This is a genomic window from Leucobacter sp. L43, assembly GCF_016597785.1.
Taxonomy (GTDB): Bacteria; Actinomycetota; Actinomycetes; order Actinomycetales; family Microbacteriaceae; genus Leucobacter; species Leucobacter alluvii.
This window is the reverse complement of record NZ_JAENJG010000002.1, coordinates 388924-408717: the sequence shown is the minus strand read 5'-3', so window position 1 is coordinate 408717 and position 19794 is coordinate 388924. Positions and strand designations below refer to the sequence as shown.

Annotated in this window: 19 protein-coding genes; 2 read left to right on the top strand and 17 right to left on the bottom strand. The window is 67.5% G+C overall.

The genetic code is table 11. From position 1 onward, the window contains the following. Positions 1–3: 3 nt before the first annotated feature. The 11 genes from atpD to prmC form a co-directional block, all read right to left on the bottom strand. Positions 4–1464, bottom strand: coding sequence for a F0F1 ATP synthase subunit beta (gene atpD / locus JE033_RS11145; RefSeq protein ID WP_090150382.1), 1461 nt, complete (start codon positions 1462–1464; stop codon positions 4–6). A 22-nt stretch (positions 1465–1486) separates the two neighbouring features. After that, positions 1487–2377, bottom strand: coding sequence for a F0F1 ATP synthase subunit gamma (locus tag JE033_RS11140; RefSeq protein ID WP_090150385.1), 891 nt, complete (start codon positions 2375–2377; stop codon positions 1487–1489). Between the two features lie 79 nt (positions 2378–2456). Continuing rightward, complete coding sequence (atpA, locus tag JE033_RS11135; protein ID WP_090150388.1) at positions 2457–4085, bottom strand: F0F1 ATP synthase subunit alpha; 1629 nt, start codon at positions 4083–4085, stop codon at positions 2457–2459. Between the two features lie 54 nt (positions 4086–4139). Beyond that, the gene (locus tag JE033_RS11130) at positions 4140–4916 is read right to left on the bottom strand and encodes a F0F1 ATP synthase subunit delta (RefSeq protein WP_090150390.1); all 777 of its coding nucleotides are present in this window, start codon (positions 4914–4916) and stop codon (positions 4140–4142) included. Next, positions 4916–5467: a F0F1 ATP synthase subunit B gene (locus JE033_RS11125; protein ID WP_090150394.1), complete on the bottom strand. Its 552-nt coding sequence runs from the start codon at positions 5465–5467 to the stop codon at positions 4916–4918. Before JE033_RS11125 ends, JE033_RS11130 begins: the two co-directional genes overlap by 1 nt. A gap of 39 nt (positions 5468–5506) precedes the next feature. Then, positions 5507–5734, bottom strand: coding sequence for an ATP synthase F0 subunit C (gene atpE, locus JE033_RS11120; RefSeq protein WP_010157574.1), 228 nt, complete (start codon positions 5732–5734; stop codon positions 5507–5509). Between the two features lie 51 nt (positions 5735–5785). Further along, entirely contained in the window at positions 5786–6589 is an 804-nt protein-coding gene (atpB, locus tag JE033_RS11115; RefSeq protein WP_090150397.1) for a F0F1 ATP synthase subunit A, read from the bottom strand. Positions 6590–6767: 178 nt separating this feature from the next. Then, positions 6768–7238 carry a 3-oxoacyl-ACP reductase gene (locus tag JE033_RS11110; protein WP_200331625.1) on the bottom strand — a complete coding sequence of 157 codons (471 nt, stop codon included), beginning with the start codon at positions 7236–7238 and terminating at the stop codon, positions 6768–6770. Then, a complete protein-coding gene (locus tag JE033_RS11105; RefSeq protein ID WP_200331623.1) occupies positions 7231–8439 on the bottom strand; it encodes an MraY family glycosyltransferase in 1209 nt (402 codons plus the stop codon). Before JE033_RS11105 ends, JE033_RS11110 begins: the two co-directional genes overlap by 8 nt. Before the next feature lies 1 nt (position 8440). After that, positions 8441–9106: an L-threonylcarbamoyladenylate synthase gene (locus tag JE033_RS11100; RefSeq protein WP_090150405.1), complete on the bottom strand. Its 666-nt coding sequence runs from the start codon at positions 9104–9106 to the stop codon at positions 8441–8443. 57 nt (positions 9107–9163) lie between these two features. Continuing rightward, positions 9164–10069, bottom strand: coding sequence for a peptide chain release factor N(5)-glutamine methyltransferase (gene prmC, locus JE033_RS11095; RefSeq protein WP_200331621.1), 906 nt, complete (start codon positions 10067–10069; stop codon positions 9164–9166). 189 nt (positions 10070–10258) lie between these two features. Here prmC and cysK point away from each other — a divergent pair, with 189 nt between their 5' ends. Together cysK and cysE are read left to right on the top strand one after the other, a co-directional pair. Further along, the gene (gene cysK / locus JE033_RS11090; RefSeq protein WP_200331619.1) at positions 10259–11194 is read left to right on the top strand and encodes a cysteine synthase A; all 936 of its coding nucleotides are present in this window, start codon (positions 10259–10261) and stop codon (positions 11192–11194) included. Between the two features lie 38 nt (positions 11195–11232). Further along, entirely contained in the window at positions 11233–11799 is a 567-nt protein-coding gene (gene cysE, locus JE033_RS11085; protein ID WP_090150415.1) for a serine O-acetyltransferase, read from the top strand. Positions 11800–11815: 16 nt separating this feature from the next. Here cysE and JE033_RS11080 read toward each other — a convergent pair whose 3' ends face one another. The 6 genes from JE033_RS11080 to JE033_RS11055 all read right to left on the bottom strand — a co-directional run bounded on the left by JE033_RS11080 (position 11816) and on the right by JE033_RS11055 (position 19771). Then, positions 11816–13207 carry a nitrate/nitrite transporter gene (locus tag JE033_RS11080; RefSeq protein WP_200331617.1) on the bottom strand — a complete coding sequence of 464 codons (1392 nt, stop codon included), beginning with the start codon at positions 13205–13207 and terminating at the stop codon, positions 11816–11818. Positions 13208–13235: 28 nt separating this feature from the next. Next, positions 13236–13775 (bottom strand): GNAT family N-acetyltransferase, encoded by a 540-nt coding sequence (locus JE033_RS11075; protein WP_200331615.1) that lies wholly within the window; start codon positions 13773–13775, stop codon positions 13236–13238. A 178-nt stretch (positions 13776–13953) separates the two neighbouring features. Continuing rightward, positions 13954–15030: a peptide chain release factor 1 gene (prfA, locus tag JE033_RS11070; RefSeq protein WP_090150424.1), complete on the bottom strand. Its 1077-nt coding sequence runs from the start codon at positions 15028–15030 to the stop codon at positions 13954–13956. 108 nt (positions 15031–15138) lie between these two features. Then, positions 15139–17346, bottom strand: a complete 2208-nt coding sequence (locus JE033_RS11065) for a transcription termination factor Rho (RefSeq protein ID WP_200331613.1) — start codon at positions 17344–17346, stop codon at positions 15139–15141. A gap of 152 nt (positions 17347–17498) precedes the next feature. Beyond that, positions 17499–18455, bottom strand: coding sequence for a homoserine kinase (thrB, locus tag JE033_RS11060; protein WP_090150429.1), 957 nt, complete (start codon positions 18453–18455; stop codon positions 17499–17501). Next, positions 18452–19771, bottom strand: coding sequence for a homoserine dehydrogenase (locus JE033_RS11055; RefSeq protein ID WP_090150432.1), 1320 nt, complete (start codon positions 19769–19771; stop codon positions 18452–18454). The genes thrB and JE033_RS11055 overlap by 4 nt, the downstream gene beginning before the upstream one ends. Between the last annotated feature and the right edge of the window lie 23 nt (positions 19772–19794).

Sequence of the window (19794 nt, the reverse complement as noted above, 5' to 3'; positions counted from 1 at the left end):
CGTTTAGGCCAGATCCTTCTGCATCTTCGCCCAGTTCTCCTCGACATCGTTGATGCCGCCGACGTTGAAGAACGCCTGCTCTGCAACGTGGTCGAACTCGCCCTTGGCGATGGCATCGAACGACTCGATGGTCTCCTTGAGCGGAACCGTCGAGCCCTCGACACCGGTGAACTTCTTCGCCATGTAGGTGTTCTGCGAGAGGAACTGCTGGATGCGACGTGCGCGCGACACGGTGATCTTGTCTTCCTCGGAGAGCTCGTCGACACCCAGGATCGCGATGATCTCCTGGAGTTCCTTGTTCTTCTGCAGGATGGCCTTGACCGTGGTGGCGACGCGGTAGTGATCCTCGCCCAAGTAGCGGGGGTCGAGGATGCGCGAGGTCGACGTCAGCGGATCGATCGCCGGGTAGAGACCCTTCGATGCGATCTCGCGCGACAGCTCGGTCGTCGCGTCGAGGTGCGCGAAGGTCGTCGCCGGAGCCGGGTCGGTGTAATCGTCGGCGGGAACGTAGATCGCCTGCAGCGAGGTGATCGAGTGACCGCGCGTCGAGGTGATGCGCTCCTGGAGCACACCCATCTCGTCTGCGAGGTTCGGCTGGTAGCCCACAGCGGAGGGCATACGGCCGAGCAGCGTCGAGACCTCGGAACCGGCCTGGGTGAAGCGGAAGATGTTGTCGATGAAGAGCAGCACGTCCTGCTTCTGCACATCGCGGAAGTACTCCGCCATGGTCAGCGCCGAGAGGGCGACGCGAAGACGCGTTCCCGGCGGCTCGTCCATCTGGCCGAACACGAGCGCGGTCTTGTCGAAGACGCCCGCTTCTTCCATCTCGTGGATGAGGTCGTTGCCCTCACGGGTGCGCTCGCCGACGCCGGCGAACACCGACACACCGCCGTGATCCTGCGCGACGCGCTGAATCATCTCCTGGATGAGGACGGTCTTGCCGACACCCGCGCCGCCGAACAGGCCGATCTTTCCACCCTGCACGTAGGGCGTGAGGAGGTCGATCGACTTGATGCCGGTCTCGAAGAGCTCGGTCTTCGACTCGAGCTGGTCGAACGCCGGCGGGGTGCGGTGGATGCCCCAGCGCTCGGTGATCTCGATGGTCTCACCCTCGGGGAGGTTGAGCACGTTGCCCGAGACGTCGAACACCTTGCCCTTGGTGATGTCGCCGACGGGCACGCTGATGGGGCCTGCCGTGTCGAACACTTCCTGGCCACGGACGAGACCGTCGGTGGGCTTCAGAGCGATGGCGCGGACGAGGTTGTCTCCGAGGTGCTGTGCGACCTCGAGAACGAGCTTCGAGGACGCGGTGCCGTCACCGAAGTCGACGCTCGTCTCGAGAGCGTTGTAAACGGCGGGAATCGCATCGTGGGGGAACTCGATGTCGACGACGGGCCCGGTGACTCGAGCGATCCGCCCGACAACCTTGGTGGCCTCAGTCGCCACTGCGGCGGTTTCGGTCATGATTCTCTCTCTTCGTGCTGTTTTAACCGGACAGCGCGTCAGCGCCGCCCACGATCTCGGAAATCTGCTGGGTGATCTCCGCCTGGCGCGCGTTGTTCGCGAGGCGGGTGTAATCCCGGATCAGCGTGTCGGCGTTATCACTTGCGGACTTCATCGCCTTCTGCGTCGCAGCATGCTTCGCTGCGGCCGATTCGAGCATCGCGTTGTACACGCGCGACTCGATGTAGGCGGGAAGCAGGCGGTCGAGCACGGTGTCTGCATCCGGCTCGAACTCGTACAAGGCTTCCGGTGCATCGGTTGCCTCGGCTACGCCCTCGACGATCTGCAGGGGCAGCAGGCGGTGCACCTGCGGCACCTGGCTGACCATGCTGATGAGGCGGTTGTAGACGAGGTGGATCTCTTGCGCTCCGCCTTCAGCAGCGGGGCGCCCGAAGATCTCGAGCAGCGCTTCAGCGACTTCGCTGCCGGTCTCGAACGTCGGGTTCTCGGTGTCGCCCGTCCACACGCGCTCGGAGGCGCGGCGGCGGAACGAGAAGTACCCCTGGGCCTTGCGGCCGATCAGGTAGTACACGACGTCCTTGCCCTCGCTGCGGAGCAGCTCGCTCAGCTCCTCGGCTTCGCGCAGCACCTGCGAGTTGAAGGCGCCTGCGAGGCCGCGGTCCGAAGTGAAGATGACGACCGCTGCGCGCTCGACCTTCTCAGCCTCGGTGAGCAGCGGATGGTCGGAATTCGAGTGCGTGGCGACGGCAGAAACCGCGCGTGTGATCGCGGTCGTGTACGGCGTCGAAGCTTCGACGCGCGCCTTCGCCTTCTGGATGCGAGATGCCGCGATCAGCTCCATCGCACGGGTGATCTTCTTGGTCGTCTGGGCAGAACGAATTTTCTGCCGGTAGACCCGAAGTTGCGCTCCCATGTCTCTCCTGTAGTGGTTGGGGCTGGCTGGTGATCAAGGTTCGGGGTGGGCGGGGACGATCGTCCCCGCCCACTGATCCCTACTTCTTGTTGACGACCAGCTGCTCCTGCTGGATCTCGGCTTCGTCGATCGCGTCGAACTGCTCGGCCAGGCTCTGACCGCTCGACGTGCGGAACTCGCTCGTGAACTTGCCGATCTGGCTTTCGAGCTCGGCGACGGTTTCGTCGGCGAGGACGTTCGTCGTGCGGAGCGTGCCCAGCACCTCGGAGTTGCGTCCGAGGTAGTCGAGGAACTCGCGCTCGAAGCGGAGGATGTCCTCCACCGGAACGTCATCCATGAAGCCCTTGGTACCCGCCCAGATCGACACGGTCTGCTCTTCGACCGGGTACGGGGTGTACTGGGGCTGCTTGAGGAGCTCCGTGAGGCGCGCACCGCGGGCGAGCTGCCTGCGGCTGGTCGGATCGAGATCCGACGCGAACATCGCGAACGCCTCGAGCGCACGGTACTGAGCGAGCTCGAGCTTCAACGTACCCGAGACCTTCTTGATCGACTTCACCTGAGCGTCGCCGCCCACGCGCGACACCGAGATGCCGACGTCGACGGCGGGCCGCTGGTTCGAGTTGAACAGGTCGGACTGCAGGAAGATCTGGCCGTCGGTGATCGAGATCACGTTGGTCGGGATGTAGGCCGAGACGTCGTTGGCCTTCGTCTCGATGATCGGCAGACCGGTCATCGAACCCGCGCCCAGCTCGTCGGAGAGCTTCGCGCACCGCTCCAGCAGACGGGAGTGGAGGTAGAAGACGTCACCCGGGTATGCCTCGCGCCCCGGCGGACGACGCAGCAGCAGCGATACCGCGCGGTAGGCCTCAGCCTGCTTCGACAGATCGTCGAAGATGATGAGGACGTGCTTGCTCGCGTACATCCAGTGCTGGCCGATGGCCGAGCCGGTGTAGGGGGCGAGGTACTTGTAGCCAGCGGGATCCGAAGCCGGGGATGCCACGATGGTCGTGTACTCCATCGCTCCGGCGTCTTCGAGCGCGCCCTTCACCGAAGCGATGGTCGAGCCCTTCTGACCGATCGCGACGTAGATGCAACGCACCTGCTTCGAGATGTCGCCCGATTCCCAGTTCGCCTTCTGGTTGATGATCGTGTCGATCGCGAGGGCGGTCTTGCCGGTCTGACGGTCGCCGATGATGAGCTGGCGCTGGCCACGGCCGACGGGGATCATGGCGTCGATCGCCTTGATGCCGGTCTGCAGAGGCTCGTGCACCGACTTGCGCTGCATGACGCCGGGAGCCTGGAGCTCGAGGGCGCGACGGCCTTCGATTCCGGTGATCTCGCCGAGTCCGTCGATGGGCTTGCCGAGCGGGTCGACCACGCGGCCGAGGTAGCCCTCGCCAACGGGAACGGAGAGCACCTCGCCGGTGCGGGTGACCTGCTGGCCCTCTTCGATGCCGGTGAACTCACCGAGCACCACCACACCGATCTCGTTCTCTTCCAGGTTCTGCGCGAGACCCAGGGTGCCGTCCGCGAAGCGAATCAGTTCGTTCGCCATCACGCCCGGGAGTCCCTCGACGTGCGCGATGCCGTCAGCGGCGTCGACGACCGTGCCGACCTCGGTCTTGCCAGCCTCGGTGGGCTCGTACGACGCTGCGAAGTCCTTCAGCGCGTTACGGATCTCATCCGGGCTGATTGAGAGTTCTGCCATTTCGTTTCCTCTGTCTGTTCCGGAAGCGCAGCCCCCGGGGGTGAAAAGTTGTCGCTATGCAGCGAGCTGCTGTCGGAGATCGGCGAGCCGCGCGCGAACGCTTCCGTCGATCACGTCATCGGCGATCTGCACCCGGATTCCACCGACCAGAGTCGGGTCGACCACGGTCGTGATGCGCACGGGGCGCCCCGCCGACTGCTCGAGTGCGCGTGCCAGACGCTGCTGCTGCTCCGCCGTGAGCGGCGTCGCAACGGTGACCGTTGCGAGCTCGCTGCCGGCCTCATCCGCCGCGAGGCGTGCTGCCTGACGCAGCGTGGCGTCGAGACGCCGACCGCGCGGGCTTGCGACGAGATGCGAGAGGACGGTCAGGGCCGAAGCCGATGTCTTCCCCTGGAAGAGGCGCTGCACGAGGGCGAGCTTGCCGGCAGGGTCTGCCAGCTTGCTGCCGAGGCTGAGTTGCAGTTCATGGTTGCGATCGATCACATCGACCGCAGCGAGGAGCTCATCGGAGAGCGCCGGGTTCACGGCGCCTTCCGCACGAATGCCGAGCTCTTCGACGCCCGAGACGAACTCGGCGACATTCGACCACCGGGCCTGAACGGCAGCGGTGAGTACTGAGCGCGCGCCAGCGGAGAGACCGCTGAAGAGTCGCTCGACCAGCTGCGACTTCGCCTCGGCCGGAGCCGAAGCATCGCCGAGCGCCGCTGCGAGCGCGGGGCTCTCAGCAACCCGGCTCGCCGCTTGCAGCAGCTCACCGCCGGCGTTCGTGTCGAGACCGGACCTGAGCGCGGTTCGCGCCTGGGCCAGTGCTTCGCGTGACGCGCTTCCCATTACTGAGCCGCCTTCTCGGATGCTTCGAGGTCGGCCAGGAAGCGATCGACGAGCGCCGAAGCCTTCTGGTCGTCGGTGAGCGTCTCGCCGACCACGCTCGAAGCGAGGTCGATGGCGAGCGAGCCCACGTCCTTGCGGAGCGAGACGACAGCGCTCTGGCGCTCGGCCTCGATCTGCGCCTGCGCGGCGTGGGTGATGCGTGCCTGCTCGGTCACCGCATCCTCCTTCGCCTTTGCGACGATCTTGTTCGCGTCGAGACGAGCCGACTCGCGGATCTCGCCGGCCTCCTGCCGAGCGCTCGCGAGCTGGGCGGTGTATTCCTGGAGTGCGGCCTCGGCCTTCGCCTGAGCCTCGTCGGCTTTGGCGATGTTGCCTTCGATCGCCTCTGCGCGAGCATCGAGCATCGTCTGCATCTTGGGAAGGAAGACCTTCCAGAATGCGACGAGGATGATGGCGAAGACGACCGCAGACCACACGATGTCGTACGTTGCGGGGAAGAGCGGATTGAGGTTCGCGCCCTCCTCCGCTGCAACGAAGACTGCGTTATTCATCGAGCCTCCCTTTCGAGACTAGGGAAAGGTGAAAGCGGCTTACGCAGCGAAGATGAACGGCGTCGCGATCGCGATGAACGCGAGCGCCTCGGTGAACGCGATACCGATCCACATGAGGACCTGGAGGCGGCCGGCGAGCTCGGGCTGGCGGGCGACACCCTCGATGGTCTTGCCGACGACGATACCCACGCCGATGGCGGGTCCGATGGCAGCGAGGCCGTAACCGACGGTTGCGATGTTGCCCGAGATTTCAGCGAGAACAGACACGGTATGTGTTTCCTTCCGTATGTGAGTGCGGCGGTTGCCGAACCCGATTGGTTAGTGCTCTTCAGCCAGCGCGAGCTGGATGTAGACGGCGGTGAGAAGTGCGAAGACGTAGGCCTGCAGAACGGCCACGAGGATCTCGAAGAGCGTGAACGCCGCGCCGAATGCGAACGTGCCGACGCCGAAGAGCTTGAAGAAGCCCTCGCCCGAGAAGAGGAAGAACTGCGTCGCTGCGAAGAGCAGGACCAGGAGCAGGTGGCCTACGAGCATGTTCATCAGCAGTCGGAGCGTGAGCGTGACCGGACGGATGATGAACGTCGAGACGAACTCGATCGGCGTCACGATGATGTAGATGGCCTTCGGCACGCCTGACGGGAAGAGCGCGTTCTTGAAGAAGTTGCCCGGGCTCTTCTTGATGCCCGCGTAGATGAAGGTCACGTACGAGACCGCCGCGAGCGTCAGCGGGAAGCCGATGACCGAGCTGGCCGCGATGTTCAACCCTGGGACGATGCCCGTGATGTTGAACGCCAGAACGGTGAAGAAGATGGCGGTGAGGATGGGAAGGAAGCGGCGTCCGTCTTTCTTTCCGAGCAGGTCCTCAGCGATGTTGACGCGCACGAAATCGAGCGCCATCTCTGCAAGGGACTGCCCGCGCGTCGGGATGACACGCATCCGGCGAGTGCCGAGCCAGAAGAGGAGCAGCAGTACGACCATCATGAGGACACGGATCAGCATGATCCGGTTCATCGCGAACGGCGTACCTTCGAAGAGCACGATGTCGGGGAAGAACTCGGCCATCGTCGGCGCGTGGAATTCACCCTCTTCGGCCGCGAAAAGTACGGGGGCCACGAGGTGCATAGCGTTAGCGAACAGCGCCATTCTCCTGACTTCGGTGCGGCATCAGCCAGCACGGTGTCGAACGGTGGTCGTGCCCCCGGGGCGGCGGTGGCACAGCGCAACCAGCCCAGCAGGGAACATACTTGAGTGTATCAACCTTTCCGCTCCAGAAGAAACTCGAAACGGTGTGATCACAGGTTCAGGATCGCCGGGTATCCGAGATGATCGGGATGCGCGAGCGCGAGATGACCACGACGTCGAGCACCAGCGAGGCGATGACGCTCGCGATCACGCCGAAGAACATGACCCGCGTATCGAGCCACTCGGCGTCGCGCAGCAGGACGACGGCGACGATGAAGACGATGAATTTGAAGACCCAGCTTCCGAGCACGATGCCGAAGAAGGCCGTGATGTAGAAGTCGCGCTCGATGAATCGATTCGCGAACGCGATGCTGCCCACCGTCATCATCAGGAAGAGGCCGCCCAGCGCGGTTCCGATGACTCCGCCCCAGAGGCCCGGCTGACCGGACGCGAGGTACCCGATCACCGCGAAGGCCACGATCAGGGCCGCGGTGACGACCAGGCCCCACCGCAGCGCGCGCAGCAGCACGGGCTGGGAGGACGGCATCGGCCGAGGGTCGGTCTCGTTCGGCTGCGCGAGATCACTCACTCTGGGATCCTTTCGGCGGCGCCTGCTCGGCGAGCGGATCGACGCCGGCGGCGTCGGCTCGGGTGGGCCGTCGCGTCAACGGTACCAAGCCCTTCCGTGCCGCAGCTGCACGGACGCGACGGGCCGGGTACATCAGGAGCGCGAACGTCGCCGCTCCCCCCATGCCCAGCACGACCGCAGGCAGTACGAAGCTCTGAGTCGTGAAGACGAGCAGCACCGCCACCGAGAGCACTGCCGTGCCCGCGTAGAAGATGCAGACCGCTTGGAGCGGCGAGTGGCCCATGTCCAGCAGGCGGTGGTGCAGATGGAGTCGGTCCGCGGTGAACGGGCTCTTCCCCGCGCGCAGCCGTCGTGCGACCGCGAGCGAGAAATCGGCGAGCGGCAGGGCCAGCACGGCGATCGGAAGGATGATCGGGATGTAGCTCGCGAGCACGAGCTTCTGATCGAGGGAGGCCGGATTCAGCTGCCCGGTCACCGACACGGTCGACGTCGCCATCAGCAGTCCGACGAGCAGCGCTCCCGTGTCCCCCATGAACATCCGCGCGCGGTGCCAGTTGAACGGCAGGAATCCGACGCAGATGCCGACGATGACGATGGCGATGAGGCTCGCGAGGATGACCGAGTCGACGCGCCCGATCTGGTCGTTGAGCAGACGCGTGTAGATGAAGAACAGCGAGTTCGCGATGATCGCGACACCCGCGACCAGGCCGTCGAGGCCGTCGACGAAGTTGACGGCGTTCATCACCAGCGTCATCAAGAACACGGTGAGGAGGAAGTTCACCACCGGGGAGCCGATGATCAGCGTGTCCCCGAACGGCAGGGAGACGATCTGGATGCCGCTCCACGCGAGAATGCCGGACGCGACGAGCTGCGCGGCGAGCTTGATCATCCAGTCGAGGTCGAGCAGGTCGTCGAGCACGCCGACCACGGCGATGATGCCGCAGGCACCGAGCAGGGCCCACATCTGGTTGCGCTGGGCGAAGAGGGACGCGAACTCGTGCTGGGTGCTCGCGACCGCGAAGGCTGCGACGATCCCGAGGAACATCGCGACCCCGCCGAGTCGTGGCGTCGGGGCGGTGTGCACATCGCGGGCGCGCACTTCCGGCGTCCAATGGAAGCGGCGGCTCAGCCGAAGCACTCCCCAGGAGGCGACCGCAGTGACGAGAGCCGCGACCGCGACGACCGTCACGTAGGCAAGCACGCTACTCCCCGAACACGACCTGCGGCAGCAGTTCCGCGATCAGATCGCGGGAGACGCCGCCTTCGCGCAGGATGCGGATCTCGCCGCCGTCCTCGGTCAGGCGCGTGGCATCGACGATCGTCGATGCGACGCCGTCGCCGGCCGCCGGGCCAGCGTCCAGGTAGACCGAAACGGAGTCCCCGAGCATCTCCCGCGCTTCGGCCGCCGTGCGCGCCGCCGGCCGACCGGTCAGATTGGCCGAGGAGACGGCGAGGGGCCCGGTTTCACGGAGCAACTCGAGCGCGAGCGGCTGATGCGGGATGCGGAGCGCGACGGTGCCCCCGGTCTCGCCGAGATCCCAGCTGAGGAGCGGGTTGGCTTGCGTGATGATCGTGAGCGCGCCCGGCCAGAACGCGTCGGCCAGGGCGCGAACGGGGGCGACGACCTCAGCGGCGAGGGCCGCGAGCGTATCCGTGTTCGGAATCAGCACCGGGGGCGGAGACTGCCGGTCGCGACCCTTCGCGTCGAGCAGGCGCTGCACCGCATCGGGGTTGAAGGCATCGGCGGCGACGCCGTAGACCGTGTCGGTCGGAACCACGACGAGTTCACCCCGGCCGATCGCCTGCCGTGCGGTGCGCGTACCGGCGAGCAGTTGCGAACTATCGGAGCAATCGAAGAACTCGGCCATAGCTCGCCAGTCTACTCCTGTCGCGCACGGGACCGACTGGATCGCCCGCCCGGCCTCTCATCGCAGGGCGGTCGTCGCCCGGTCCCGCCCGGTGAGATCCGGATGGGTCGCGGCTGCGCGCCAGCCGTCCGCGGTCAGCACCTCCCGGATCGCGCGCCCTTGCGACTCCGCGTGCTCGATCACGAGGGTTCCCCCGGAGACGACGAGTGCGCGCGCCGACCGACTGATGCTCCGAACGATGTCGAGGCCGTCCTCTCCCCCGTACAGCGCGAGCTGCGGATCGTGATCCCGCACTTCCGGATCGCGGGGCACCATGCCGCTCGGCACGTATGGAGGATTCGACACCAGTACGTGCACGCGCCCCGCGAGCGGCGCGAGGTCGGCGATCTCCTCCAGAGCGGTCGCGTCCCCCTGCACCAGCGACACGCGACCGTCGCCCCACTCTGCGACGTTCCGCTCCGCCCAGGCGAAGGCCTCGCGACTCATCTCGACCGCCCAGATCCGGGCCCTCGGGACTTCGTGCGCCATCGCCAGGGCGAGCGCGCCGCTCCCCGTGCAGAGGTCGACGGCGATCGGCTCGGGATCCGGGACCAGCTGCAGCGCATCGATCGCGAACTGGGCGACGACCTCCGTTTCGGGGCGCGGCACGAAGACTCCAGGACCGACCGCGAGCTCGATGGATCGGAACGGCGCGCGGCCGGTCAGGTGCTGCAGCGGGACCCGGCGGGCGCGCTCCTCCGTGAGCTCCACCGCCGCTGCCGCGTCAGCAGGCGTGATCTCTGCCCGCATCACGGCCAGCGCCTGCACCCGGCCGCGCGACTCGCCGAGCACGTGCCCGAGGATGAGCTCGGCATCGGCCGACGGATCCTCGATTCCCCCGGCGAGCATCCGCTGCCGCATCGCGTCCAGCAGCACATCGACCCGTGCGGTCGCCGTCGGGGCAACGCCCTGTTCGTCAAGCATGACTCCACCCTCCCACATCGGTCGCGAGCCGTCGTGCGGCGCACGTTCGACGCCGTCTGGCGCCCGGCGTCACACTGCGACTTGCTGCATAACGTCTGCGAACGCGAAGGATAACCGATCGATATAGTTTGAGGAGGCCTCGCCGCCCCAGCGGCCCGCAACGATTCGACCCCAGGAGGATGCAGCACCATGGCACGGACCTACGACAACATCACGCAGGCGTTCGGCAACACGCCCCTCGTCCGACTGAACCGCGTTACGGAGGATGCGGGCGCCGAGGTGTTCGCGAAGCTCGAGTTCTACAACCCGGCCGGCTCGGTGAAGGATCGCATCGGCATCGCCATCATCGACGCCGCAGAGCAGTCGGGCGATCTGCAGCCCGGCGGCACCATCGTCGAAGGCACGAGCGGCAACACCGGGATCGCACTCGCCTTCGTCGGCGCGGCCCGCGGCTACCGCGTGATCCTGACCATGCCGGAGACCATGAGCATCGAGCGCCGCAAGATGCTGCGCGCCTACGGCGCCGAGATCGTGCTCACCGAGGGCCCCCTCGGCATGAAGGGCGCCGTCGCGAAGGCCGAGGAGATCGCGTCGAACACGCCGGGCGCTGTGCTCGCGAAGCAGTTCGCGAACCCCGCGAACCCGGCAGTCCATCGCGCCACCACGGGGCCGGAGGTCTGGAACGACACCGATGGCTCGGTCGACATCTTCATCGCGGGAATCGGCACCGGGGGCACCATCACCGGCGCCGGCGGGTACCTGAAGGAGCAGAACCCGAACGTGCAGGTCATCGCCGTCGAGCCGATCGACTCGCCGCTGCTCACCGAGGGCAACGCTGGTCCCCACAAGATCCAGGGACTCGGCGCGAACTTCGTTCCCCCGATCCTCGACCGCGAGGTCTATGACGAGGTCATCGACGTCACGCTCGCCGATTCCATCGCGAAGGCGCGCGCGCTCGCAACGGACGAGGGCATTCTCGCCGGCATCTCCGGCGGCTCCGCCGTCTGGGCCGCCACCGAGGTCGCCAAGCGCCCCGAGAACGCCGGCAAGAAGATCGTCGTCGTCGTCCCTGATTTCGGTGAACGCTACTTCTCGACGGTGCTCTTCGAGGACCTCGATGCCTGAGGCTGCAGGAATCTGACGACGCAGACACCCCCTACGAGATGAGCGTGTTCTCCCGCATTCGTGAAGACATCTCCGCCGCCCGCGCGCACGATCCAGCAGCGCGCAGTGCGGCGGAGGTGTTCTTCGTGTATTCAGGCCTCCATGCCGTCTGGTGGCATCGCGTGTCGCACGCGCTGTGGCGGCGCGGCATGCGGTTCGTGCCGCGCGCCATCTCCCAGGTATCCCGATTCTGCTCCGGTATCGAGATCCACCCCGGGGCCACGATCGGCCGCCGACTGTTCATCGACCACGGCATGGGAGTCGTCATCGGCGAGACCGCCGTCATCGGCGACGACGTGCTCATCTACCACGGCGTCACCCTCGGAGGCACCGGGCATGACCGCGGCAAGCGGCACCCGACCGTGGGCAACCGGGTCATCATCGGCGCCGGGGCGAAACTGCTCGGCGACATCGAGATCCAGCACGACAGCGCGATCGGCTCGAACGCCGTGGTCGTGCGGTCGGCACCGCCGTGGACCACGCTCACCGGGATCCCCGCGCAGGGGCGACCGCGGCGAGGTGCCCCGATCGAGCAGCCGGACATGGCCGACTTCTACGTGATCTGAGCGGGACGCGGCGCCCTCAGCGCAGCGTGCGTCCGTTCTCGTCCATCCAGCGCTTCGTGCGCCGCTGCTCCACGATGATCATGACGATGCCCAGCGCCCAGAACGGGATCTGCACGGCGAACGCCACCTGGAAGGCGTGGAGCGAGTAGTTCTCGGGCGATCCGGCGCCCTGCACGTCGAGCACCAAACCGATGAGCAGGATCACGAGCAGCGACGCCGTGAACCCGCCCGTGTTCACGAGCCCCGTGCCGAACCCCGCGTAGCTCCGAGGCGTGTGCGACCGGGCCACCTCGAACGCGATCATCGAAGCCGGTCCCCCGAGCGGCAGGATCAGCAGGAGCACCAGTACGAGACCGAGCGGCGGCGTGCCTGGCCAGACGATCACCGATGTCCAGACGAGCGCGATCGCGACGGTGATGCCGAGATTGAACCAGACGCGGCGCTCGATGAAGCGAGAGCTCAACGGGCCGAGCACCACGCTCGCCACCATCGAAGAGATGACGGTGAGGCTGAGCAGACCGCGCGCGTCCGCCTCATCGAGCCCGAGGCCGCCGACGAGGAACGGGGTTCCCCAGAGCAGCAGAAACACGTTCGCTGCGAACGGCGAGGCGAAGTGCACCCAGTACGCGAGCCTGACGCCGGGCAGTCGAAGCAGCCGCCGCGCGCGGTTCCAGAACCCCAGTCCGCGCACCCGAACCTCGGAGATCACGGGGATCATCTCAGTCGCGGGCGGCTGCACCGCGGCCATCGCGGCCGTGCGAGTGTCGGCGAACGACCGCGCATTCTCGGTCGTGCGACCCCGCCTCCCCGTGACCCGCTCGAGCAGTGTCTCCTGGCCGGGCGCATCTCGCAGCACGACGACGCCGAGAATCACGACCAGCAACCCGACGGCGGCGAGGCCGAGGAACCCGCCCATCCAACCGGCGGTTCCGACGAGCACGGCGAGCGGCACGACCGAGACGAGCTGACCCGACTGCCCGATGAGGCCGGTGGCCTGGCTGATGGTCGGCAGTTGCCGCAACGAGAACCATTCGGGCAGCATGCGCATGACGCTGATGAACGTGCAGGCGTCACCGGCGCCCACGAGCACGCGTGCGACGATGGCGAGCCCCACCTCGGGTACGGTCGCCATGGCCGCCTGCCCGACGATCATCAGCACGCCCCCGATGAGGATCATCGCGCGCGGCCCGATGCGATCGAGCAGCACTCCCACAGGGATCTGCAGGCCGGCGTACACCAGCAACTGGATCACCGGAAACGAGGCCAGCGTCGTCGCATCGATGCCGAAGTGTTCCTGCGCCGCCGGACCGAGGGCGGAGAGCGACGAGCGGTTGATGATCGCTATCGCGTAGGCGAGCGCCGCGGTTCCCCAGACGACCCAGGGAAGGATCGGACGGGCAGCGCGCATAGTGCCATGCTACCGCCGCGGGCAGAGCTCAAGCGCGCGACGGGAGCGGCGGGCCGTCGGGAAAGTCGGATCGCGTGAGGTCGAGCAGCAGCGCGTCTTCGAGCGCCCCACCGGGTCGCACCTGGTAATCGCGGAGCACGCCGACACGCTGGAACCCCAGGCGCTCGTAGCTGCGGATCGCACCCGGGTTGTTCACGTTCGGGTCCAGAGTCACGCGCGTGATCCCCTCCGCGAACTCGGAGCGGATGGCGAGCGCCAGCGCCTCCTCGCCGATGCGCCGCCCGCGAAACACGGTGCCGATGAACAGGTGCATCACCGTCGTCGGATACTCGGGATCTTCCCCGCGCAGCACGAACATCGCCCCCGCGGTCTGCCCCTCCACCTCGATGATGCGCGCGACGTCCGGGGCGTCGATGAACTCGGCGCGCACGCGCTGCGGGCTGTAGCCCACCCACCAGAGCGAGACCTCCGGCTGGTCGAGAATCGCGACGAGCGGGTCGAGATCGGCCGGGCCGGGGGCGCGGAGAGTGACCAGGGGACCGACGAGCGGCAGCACGGCATCTGACATGGGTTCAGCGTACCGGCCTCCTGCCCTTCCCCGGGCCTGTGGTGCGCGATTTCTCCAGGGTGCAGGGTGGCGGTTCGGGTTGCGGGGTCGCGGTTCGGCGCGTGGCCCCCGGTGCTTCGGTGAGAGGCAGGGCCAGGTCCAGGACCAGAGCCACGCCCACGGCCAGGGCCTGGCGCGCCTACTCCTGTCCGAGGTCGGCCAGGCGCGCCTCCTCATCGGCACGGATGCACGACTCGATGACGGCGTCGAGCGCGCCGTTCATCACGTGGTCGAGGTTGTAGGCCTTGTATCCGGTGCGATGGTCGGCGATGCGGTTCTCGGGGAAGTTGTACGTGCGGATGCGCTCCGACCGATCCATCGTGCGGATCTGGCTCGACCGGTGCGCGCTGGCCTCTGCCGCGGCCTCCTCCTGCTGACGCGCGAGCAGTCGCGCTCGCAGCACGCGCATCGCGGCCTCGCGGTTCTGCAACTGGCTCTTCTCGTTCTGCATCGCCACGACGATGCCCGTCGGGAGGTGCGTGATGCGCACGGCCGAATCGGTCGTGTTCACCGACTGACCGCCGGGGCCCGACGACCGGTACACGTCGATCTTGAGATCGTTCTGGTTGATCCCGACCTCCTCCGGCTCGTCCACTTCGGGGTACACGAGCACACCGGTCGTCGACGTATGGATGCGCCCCTGCGATTCGGTCACGGGAACGCGCTGCACGCGGTGCACGCCTCCCTCGTACTTGAGGTGCGCCCAGGCGCCCTGCGATGGATCCGCCGCGTTCGCCTTGATGGCGATCTGCACGTTCTTGTACCCGCCGAGGTCGCTCTCGTCGGCCTCGATCATCTCCGTCTTCCAGCCCTTGGACTCCGCGTAGTGCATGTACATGCGCAGCAGGTCGGCGCCGAAGAGGGCCGACTCGGCGCCGCCTTCGCCGCCCTTGATCTCGAGGATGACGTCTCTGGCGTCGTCGGGGTCGCGCGGAATGAGCAGGCGCCGCACGCGCTCCTGAGCCTCCGCCAGGCTGGCCTCGAGCTCCGGGACCTCCTCGGCGAACGCCTCATCTTCTTTCGCGAGCTCGCGCGCCGCCTCGAGGTCGTCGCCCACCTGCTGCCAGTGCTCGTGAGCCGATTTGATCTTGCTGAGCTCGGCGTATCGCCGATTGACCTTCTTCGCACGCGACGCGTCTGCGTGCAGTGCGGGATCCGCGAGTTCTTCCTGCAGCCGCGCGTGCTCCGCGATCAGCCCTTCGACCTGTTCGAACATGTATCTTCCTAACGTCTCGCGGCTGCGATGGTGTCGCCGCCCCCAATCTAGCGCCGCATCCGGCGACGACTGAGCCCGCCCCGGATCACCGGGGCGGGCTCGTGCGTACTAGGCCAGACCGCCCGAACGCTGCACCTCTGCGAGAAGCGCGGCGTTCGACGCCGTCGCGCTCAGGCGCTCGCGGAGTCGTTCCTCCGCGCCGTCGGAACCGAGATCCGCGCGAAGCGTTGCCAGCGCCGCCGTCTCATCAGCACCGAGTACCGACTCGGGGTTGCGCGTACGCGACGCGGCGAGCTTGACGACCGGAGGAAGGCCGGCGGCCGACTTCGCGAATCGCACCTCGCTGTTGACGACTGCGCGCACCTCGCGCAGCAGCAGCTTGTCGGCTGCGAGACCGGTCTTCGAGTGCACCGTCGCGAGCACGGTGAGCGAGCCGCCGTTCTCCACGTTGCGAGCCGAGGCGAGCAGACGCTTGATCTGGGCGAGTGCGAGCTCGTCGATCTCGTCCAGAGCCGGGCGGCTCTGCGCGTGCTGGGCCTGAGCGTAGGCACGCGCGAATCGGTTCAACGAGTCGACGAGTACGACGACGTCGTGGCCGAGTTCGACGAGTCGCTTCGCACGATCGATCGCGAGTTCGGCGATGATCGCCTGATCCTCGGCGCCGCGGTCGAAGCTCGCGGCGACGACCTCACCGCGCACCGATCGCTGCAGCCGGGTGATCTCCTCCGGCTGCGCATTCGCGAGCAGCAGCACGAGGTGCGCATCGGGTCGGTTCGTGCTGATCGCCTCGGCGAGCTCGCCGAGCACCGCGGTGCCGTCGGAGTGCGCGGGAAGCACGAGCGCTGCGCGCTGACCCAGGCCGGTCGGTGCCACGAGGTCGATGGCACGACCGAGCACGCCCTGCTGCGTCGTCTCGAAGCGCAGCCGCTCTTCGGGGTAGATGGCCGTGAGGTCGGCGATGTCGACGCGCTCCTCCGGCTGCTCATCGACCGGTCGACCATTGACGGTATCGATCTTCACGATCGCGTTGTACTTCTGACGGCTCGCGCTGTCGTTGTCACGGGGTTGACGGATCGCTCCGACCACCGCGTCGCCGCGTCGCAGGCCGTACTTCTTGACCTGCCCGAGCGACACGTAGACATCGCTCGTGCCGGGGAGGTAACCGCTCGTGCGCACGAACGCGTAGTTGTCGAGCACGTCGAGAATGCCCGCGATCGGCAGCAGCACGTCGTCTTCGGTGATCTCCGGCTCGAGGTCGTCGCCCTGACCGCGACGCTTGCGGTCGCGCTGCCGGGTGCGGCTCGACCGGCTCGAGTTGTCGCCGTTCTTCGCGTCGCCGTTCTTCTGGCCGTTCTGCGGCCCGTTGCCGTTCTGACCGGAACCGCGCTGCTTGCCCTCGTCGTCAGAGGAGGCGGCAGCATCGGTCTGCTCGTTCGACTCCGCGTTCTCGTTCTTCTGGCCTCGACCGCGGCCGCGGCGGTTGCGCCCCGACCGCTCACCGTCGGAGTTCTCCGACTTCTCGCCGCGATCCGAAGCGCGATCCGACTGCTCGCCGCGATCCGACTTCTCACCGCGATCCGACTTCTCACCGCGATCCGACTGCTCCGAGGAATCGGCCTGCTGGCCGTTGCTCTGAGCGGCATCGGCGTTCGACGCGGCGCCCTCGTGCGATTCCGGCGTGCCGGTCTCCCCCGTACCCGTCTCTGCTGCAGCGGTCTGGGCCGCGGCCGTCGCTGACGAGGCCCGGCGGCTGCGCGTGCGCTTGGCAGGAGCCTCCTGAGTCGGAGCTTCGGCTGCCGTATCGGTCGACTGCGCCGGAGCCGCGTCAGTCGCGGCAGCGGCGGCATCGGCGGAGGCATTCGCGTCTGCAGATGCAGCGGTCGCAGGCTCGGCGGGCGCTTCAGCCTTCTTGCGGCTGCGCGTCGCGCGCTTCTTCGGAGCAGCAGCTGGCTGCTCTTCCGGCGCGCTCGATGCATCGCCCGCCTCGGTGCTCGAGGATGCAGTCGTTGCCGTGGCATCCGACTCGGCTGCCGGATCCTGCGCCGTCGCATCGGCGGGCGCGTCGACCTTCTTCCGGCTGCGCGTCGCGCGCTTCTTCGGCGCAGCGGCGGCGGGTGCTTCCGCTGCGTCAGGGGCCGGCGCCTCAGCAGCCGGCGCTTCGGCAGCCGGAGCTGCAGCGGGCGCCTCAGCAGCCGGAGCGGCCTCGGGAGCGGCAGCCCCAGCGGCGGCGCTCACGCGACGAGAAGCACGGCGACGCGTCGGCGCGGCGGCTTCCTCGGGTGCGGGAGTGGTGTTGTCTTCAACGTTGGATTCCACGTTCTTCCTTTCGGAACGCCGACGGGACTGCACGCGCAAGTGGGCGCGCATTCCCGCGGTAGTGCACATGTGTGCTTCGGGATCACCGTGCGATGTGTTCACGGTGCGATAACGACCCACGGTTCCGCATGAGCGGACATCGACGGGCGAGGCTAGAGCGCCGCTCCCGCAGGGGTCGTTTCAACTGTAGCACCCTTGGTATCGACGGCCAGGGTGAGCACGCGCCAATCCGGGTGATGGGCAGCCACGAAATCCGCTGCCTGCATGCGATCCAACGGCCCGTTCGAGAGCACGAGCACCGACGGGCCGGCACCGGAGACCACTGCTGCATGCCCCGCTGAGCGCAGCTCGCCGATGAGGTCGCGCGTGGCCGGCATGGCGGCACCGCGATAGTTCTGATGCAGCCGGTCCTCGGTCGCCTCGAGCAGGAGTTCGGGGCTCTGCGTGAGTGCGGCGATGAGCAGCGCCGACCGAGAGACGTTGAAGACGGCGTCCTCATGCGGCACCTGCTTCGGCTGCAGGCTTCGAGCGAGCTCGGTCGACATGGTGAAGCTCGGCACGAGCACGAGCGGCGCCACGCCGCGGTGCACCATCAGCCGTTTGAAGCGCGGGCCCTGCTCCGTCGTCCACGCGATGGTCAGTCCGCCGAACAGCGCGGGTGCGACATTGTCGGGGTGCCCCTCGAGTTCGGTCGCGAATGCGAGCAGCTGCTCCTCGGTGAGCGCGACAGGAGCTTCGGGGTCGCTCTGCAGCAGGCCGGCGGCGATCATCACGCCGGCGACGATGGCCGATCCGGAGGATCCCATGCCGCGCCCGTGCGGAATGCGGTTCGTGGCGGCGACGTCGATGCCGGGCATGCGGCGTCCGAGTTGCGCGAAGACGTGGGCGGCGGAACGGACCACGAGGTTCGTCTCATCGGTGGGAACCTCGCCGGCTCCGACGCCCGTGACCTCGACGGTCGCGCCGGGCGCGTCGCGCACGACGACCGTCAGCTCGTCTCCGTACGCAAGCGCGATGCCGAGCGTGTCGAATCCGGGGCCCAGGTTCGCGCTCGTCGCGGGCACGCGCACCTTGACGGTGCGACCGATCCCGCTGCCGGTCGCGCTCACGCCTGACCCTCGAGGCGCAGCACGCTCGTCACGGCGGTGACGACCTCGGCGGCCCGCAGGGCTTCGACCGTCGCAGCGAGATCGGCTTCGCGCGCGCGGTGCGTGCCGATGACCAGAGCCGCGCTCGGCTCGTCGCCTGCCCCGCCTCGAGCGACGGTCTGCTCGACGCTCGCGGCAGATACTCCCCGCTCGGCGAGGATGCCCGCGATGCTCGCGAGCACGCCTGGCTGGTCGCGCACTTCGAGCATGATCTGGTAAGCCGTCATCACTTCGCCGACGGGAAGGATCGGCAGCTCGGCATGCAGCGACCCCGGAATGCCCGGGCCGCCGACGACGTGCCTGCGCGCTGCGGAGACGAGGTCTCCGAGCACCGCCGAAGCGGTTTCCGCTCCGCCGGCTCCGGCGCCGTAGAACATCAACTCGCCGGCGGCCTCCGCCTCGACGAACACGGCGTTCTTGCCCTCGTGCACCGCTGCGAGCGGGTGGTCGCGGCGGATCAGCGCGGGGTAGACGCGCGCCGAGACTCCGTCGGTGCCGTCAGCGGCCTGCAACCGCTCGGCGATCGCGAGGAGCTTGATGACGTACCCAGCGCTCTTCGCCGCTTCGATCTGCTCCGCCGTGATCTGCGTGATGCCCTCTCGGTGCACCGCGTCGACGGGCACCTCGGTGTGGAAGGCGATGCTCGCGAGGATGGTCGCTTTCTGCGCGGCGTCGTAGCCCTCGACGTCGAGGGTCGGATCGGCTTCGAGGAAGCCCAGTTCGCTCGCCACCCGCGATGCGTCTTCGGCGCTGTCGCCGAATCGGTCCATGCGGTCGAGGATGTAATTGGTCGAGCCGTTCACGATCCCGAGCACGCGGGTGATGTGGTCACCGGCCAGGCTTTCGCGCAGAGGGCGCAGGATCGGGATCGCCGCGGCGACGGCCGCCTCGTACGAGAGCTGTGCGCCGACCTGTTCCGCCGCTTCCGAGAGCTCGGGACCGTGCGCCGCGATGAGCGCCTTGTTCGCGGTGACGACGTCGGCGCCGCCCTGCAGTGCCTGCGTGATCAGCGTGCGGGCCGGTTCGATGCCGCCCATGAGCTCGATGACGATATCGGAGCCCTGGACGAGACGTTCGGCGTCGGTCGTGAACAGCTCCCTCGGCAGCTCGACATCGCGCGGCGCGTCGACGTTGCGGACCGCGATGCCTGCGAGCGTCAGACGCGCCCCGATGCGCGCGGCCAGCTCGTCTCCGTGTTCCAGGATCAGCCGGGCCACCTGTGCGCCGACCGAGCCGCAGCCGAGCAACCCGATGCGGAGGTCACGATAACCATTCATGTTCGTCTCCTTGATAGTGCGTC